The sequence below is a fragment of the Pseudomonas sp. P5_A2_2 genome (genome assembly GCF_054177685.1).
Window position 1 is genome coordinate 1 of record NZ_JBGCUL010000339.1, and the last position, 4,601, is coordinate 4,601.

The 4,601-nt window shown below is 60.3% G+C and carries 3 protein-coding genes and 1 pseudogene; 3 read left to right on the forward strand and 1 reads right to left on the reverse strand.

The annotated features are described in order from the left end of the window. Positions 1–7 precede the first annotated feature (7 nt). The gene (locus ACXRVY_RS17780; RefSeq protein WP_223462436.1) at positions 8–922 is read right to left on the reverse strand and encodes a GDP-mannose 4,6-dehydratase; all 915 of its coding nucleotides are present in this window, start codon (positions 920–922) and stop codon (positions 8–10) included. 424 nt (positions 923–1,346) lie between these two features. Here ACXRVY_RS17780 and ACXRVY_RS17785 point away from each other — a divergent pair, with 424 nt between their 5' ends. The 3 genes and pseudogenes from ACXRVY_RS17785 to ACXRVY_RS17795 all read left to right on the forward strand — a co-directional run. Further along, complete coding sequence (locus ACXRVY_RS17785; RefSeq protein WP_223462435.1) at positions 1,347–3,023, forward strand: glycosyltransferase; 1,677 nt, start codon at positions 1,347–1,349, stop codon at positions 3,021–3,023. After that, the gene (locus tag ACXRVY_RS17790) at positions 3,017–4,321 is read left to right on the forward strand and encodes a glycosyltransferase (protein ID WP_458237883.1); all 1,305 of its coding nucleotides are present in this window, start codon (positions 3,017–3,019) and stop codon (positions 4,319–4,321) included. The genes ACXRVY_RS17785 and ACXRVY_RS17790 overlap by 7 nt, the downstream gene beginning before the upstream one ends. Further along, positions 4,318–4,601, forward strand: a pseudogene (locus tag ACXRVY_RS17795) (class I SAM-dependent methyltransferase); the annotation flags it as partial. The gene ACXRVY_RS17790 and the pseudogene ACXRVY_RS17795, both read left to right, overlap by 4 nt.

A 4,601-nucleotide genomic window follows, 5' to 3' on the forward strand; every position in this document is an offset into this window, starting at 1 on the left:
CTTTTAGTCATTCTTGTCGTACTCGCGTCTCCCAGTCGGACAGGATCGCCCGCAGGGATTGTTGTGTTGTGATTTCAGGCTTCCATTCGGTGGTCTGGACCAGCCTGGCAGGGCTGCCACACACCCGACGCTGATCCGCGCGGCGAAGTCGCGCAGGGTCCTGGACCAGTTGCAGGTCGACCTGGGCAAGATCTGCCAATTGCTCGATCAAACTGCGAATGCTCTGCTCGCGCCCCGAGCAAATGTTGTACACCTGCCCCGGTGTGCCTTTCTCCAGCAAAGCCAGGTAGGCCGAGACCACGTCCGCGACATCGAGGAAATCGCGCGTGACATCGATGTCCCCGACCTCCAGTCGTGGTGCTTGCAGGCCTTGCTTGATCCGGCAGATCTGACGGGCGGCGCTGGCAATGACGAAGCTGTCTTTCTGCCCGCTGCCGATGTGGTTGAACGGGCGGGCGACCAGTACCGGCCAGCCTTCGCTCATGCCCCATTGCAGACTCAGGAATTCTGCCGACAGTTTGCTCACGGCATAGGGATTGCGCGGGCAGGGTGGCTGCAATTCAGTGATGGGCAGATGCTCTTCGGTGACCTGGCCATAGACATCACCGGAGCTGACGTACAGAAACGTGCCGGTGAAGCCGCGCGCCTTGAGGGCTTGCAGCAGGTTCAGGGTGCCCAGCAGGTTGATGTTCAGGGTGCGCGCCGGATCACGAAAGGCCTCCGGGACGAAAGTCTGGCCGGCCAGGTGGATCACCGCATCGGGCATTTGCGGCCACAAGCTTTCGAGGCTGTCCGGCGCGGCGAGATCGTAGCGGCAAGGAGCCACCAGAAGTTCCCATTCCGAGGCATCAGCCTGCAAACGCGATTGGATGTGTTGTCCTACGAATCCGGTCAACCCCGTGACAAACAGACGCTTTTTCAAAYAGCGACCCCTTGGTCATGCATTTCATCCAGTTTCCACAGTCTTCATGGAAAGGTTTCACGAGTCGATATGATCGCTCGAAAGACAGGTGAAATGTCTGTTGTAGTTGTTTGGTAGCCAATCTGTGCCATTTGTTCGGTAATTTCAACAAGTCCAAAAGTGACTGATCAGTTCTCCTCGGCGTAGCCTGATTTATTCTCGCCGGGCGGTTCACGAACCCTCAATGGATGTGTTTAGAATGCCCCTCGTCACGATGATCCAGGGTTCGGCAGCGTCGCTTCGAAACTGCGAGAAACTGACCACTAAAACAAGAACGAAGACGGGCAGCAAGACAATGGACGAGCGCCAGTGAACACTGACTCGAACCCTGTCCTCCCCGTCATAGCGTGAGGCTGCCGGAATGGCGGCGTCACCGTGGGGTGCCATGAATTTTATTCTTTACTCCGACGTCAACGACAGCTCCATCAGTCAGAGCCTCGGTCGTCCCGAATACAGTTACTACTTCGTGCTCAAGGCGTATCGACCGCTCTTTGAAAGCCTCGGGCCGGTGCATGTGGTGTCATCGGCCGCCGAGGTCGATCCGCTGTATCGGCAGTTGCAGCAGGCCGGTCAGGACTGCCTGTTCATTTCGTTCGCGCCACCGCACAAGACTCCCAGCGACTTGCAATGCCCGATGGTGTGCGTGGTCGCCTGGGAATTCGACACCATTCCCGCCGAGCACTGGGACAACGATCCGCGTCAAGACTGGAGCCAGACACTGGCACGTCTGGGACGGGTGATCACCTTGTCCACCCACACCGCCGAAGCCATCCGCCGGACCCTGGGCGACGACTTCCCGGTGCTGGTTTTGCCGACGCCTTTGTGGGAGCGCTTCGCCGACATTCGCCAGCAATATCCCGGTACGCCGGTGAACACGGGCGCCACGTTGCAGATCAAGGGTTGCATCCTGGACAGTCGCTCGATGGGGTTGTCCGCCGATGGTTTGATCGCGCCGATCATCGAGCAACCGCCGCAGGAAATCGTCGAACCTGAACCTGAACCTGAACCTGAACCTGAACCCGAAATCGAGCCTGAACCTGAACCTCCTGTGCCGCCGTTGACCCTGCGTCGACGCTTGTTCATAACCAGACATTACCTGCTGTTGTGGTATCGCGAAGCCGTTCGCGATCTGGTGCCGGATGCCGTTCGCCCATGGCTGGCCAGGTTTCGGAAACCTCAGCCGTTGCCGATCGAACCCGTCATCAGCGCAGCCTTCGTGCCGGATGAAGCTGCCATCAGCGCAGCCTCCGTGCCGGATGAACTTGCCATCAGCGAAGCCCCTGTGGCGGATGAACCTGTCGTCAGCGAAGCCTCCGCGCCGGACGAGCATCCACAAGCGGCTTTCCCCGACACCAGCCAAACGGTCGAAATCGAGGTCGATGGCGTCATCTACGTGAGCGTGTTCAACCCCGATGACGGGCGCAAGAACTGGCACTACCTGATCACGGCGTTCTGCTGGGCGCTGCGTGATGTGCAAGACGCCACGCTCGTGTTGAAGATGACCCAGAACGACCTGTCGACCTATTACGTCGAGCTCATCACCTTGCTGTCCCAGCTCTCGCCCTTCGCCTGTCGCGTGGTGGTCATGCACGGTTATCTGCAGGACGAGCAGTTCGCACGGCTCTATGGCGCGGCGAGTTACTACGTCAACGCTTCACGCTGCGAAGGCCTGTGCCTGCCGCTGATGGAGTTCATGTCCTGCGCGCGGCCGGTCATCGCCCCGAACCACACGGCGATGCGCGACTACATCGACGAGCGTGTGGCCTTCGTCGTCAAGTCCAGCCAGGAGCCAACGATCTGGCCGGAAGACGCGCGCATCCTGTACCGCACTTTGCGCCACCGTCCGGACTGGGGGTCGTTGAAAGTGGCTTATGAGAACAGCTACGCGATGGCAAAGAACCAGCCGGGCACCTGGCAGGACATGGCGGACGCGGCCAGCGAACGCATGCACCAGTACTGCAGCTTCGCCCCGGTGCAGCAGCGACTGGCGCTGTTCTTCAAACAGGAACCTGGCCGTGACGTCGTGCCGCTGGTTGCCGAAACGGGGACTGCATCGTGCTGATCATCATTCATTCGGAAACCAACAAGAGCAACATCCAGCAGAACCTGGGGCGGCCCGAGTACAGCTATTACTTCGTCCTCAAGGAATTCCGCCCGGTGCTCGAACGGCTGGGGCAGGTGATCGAGGTCAGCAACCCGGACGAGTTAGTCGATCGGCTGTATTTCGATTGCCTGAGCCGGGGCGAAGACTGTGTGTTCCTGTCGTTTTCTCCGCCGCATCGCACGCCGGTCCACTACGCGTGCCCGACGATTTCGGTGTTCGCCTGGGAGTTCAGCACCATTCCCACCGAGAGCTGGCAGGGCGAACCGCGGCATGACTGGCGGACGGTGCTGGGCGCCAGCGGGACGGCGATCACCCACTCCAGTTTTACCGTGAATGCCGTGCGCGATGTGATGGGCCCCGATTACCCGATCAGCGCGATTGCGGCGCCCGTCTGGGACCGTTTTGCCGCCCGTGGCGAGCTTCTGGACAAGCGTCCGGTCGTGGGCCCTACGCGCCTGAACCKGCGCGGGCTATTGATCGACAGTCGCACCACGGACTTGCGCCCCTACGGCCCCGAACGTTTGCGCGAAGGCACGCCGATTGCCTTCGACCAGCCGCCGCGCGACTGTGAGCTGTTGCTCGAGGGCGTGGTCTACACCTCAGTGTTCAATCCCTACGACGGACGCAAGAACTGGAAGGACATGATCAGTGCGTTCTGCACCGCCTTTCGCGACACGCCCGACGCGACCCTGGTGCTCAAGCTTACGCACCATGACATCGCCAACGCACTGAACGACATGCTGCACCACGTCTACAAGAATCAGTCCTATCAGTGCCGTATCGTGCTGATCCACGGCTATCTGTCCGACATCGACTATGAGCGCCTGGTCGAGGCCACCAGTTACGTCGTCAATTGTTCCTACGGCGAAGGGCAGTGCCTGCCGTTGATGGAATTCATGTCCTGCGGCAAGCCGGCGATTGCGCCGCTGAACACCGCCATGGCCGACTACATCGACCGTGACAACGCGTTTATCGTCGAAGGCACCGACGAACTGACATCCTGGCCCCACGATCCTCGAGCAGCGTATCGTACCCTGCGTTACATCACGGATTGGGACTCGCTGTGTACGGCCTTTTCCGCCAGCCATGACGTCGCCAGACAGGACGTCGAGCGCTATCAACGGATGTCGGCCCATGCCGTGCGCAGCCTGCAGGGATTCTGCAGCCAGGCCGTTGCCGAGCAGCGCCTGAAGGCGGTGTTCGAGCAGTTGCTGGAACGGCGTGAAGCAAACTGCGCACAAGCGTCGAGCACATGATTCGGCGCCTGCTTGCGAAGTTGCGGCCCGCATCGGTAGAGGTCGCCCCACCAGAAACGCGGGTCTCGCCCAGGGATATCGGTTTGTACGATGCTCTGCTCGACGGCTGGTTTCTCGGCGACAGCGGCGAATTGCTCAAAGGGTTTGCCATTACCGCCGACGACACTTTGCTGGATGTCGGTTGTGGCGAAGGCGTGGCTACCTTGTTTGCGGTGCGTCAAGGCGCTTCGGTGATCTTCACCGACAGTGAGTACGACAAGGTCCGCGATCTTGCCCGGCA

Excerpts from the sequence above, each read along its gene's own strand:
- ACXRVY_RS17785 (WP_223462435.1), top strand. The coding sequence starts at position 1,347 with ATGAATTTTATTCTTTACTCCGACGTCAACGACAGCTCCATCAGTCAG.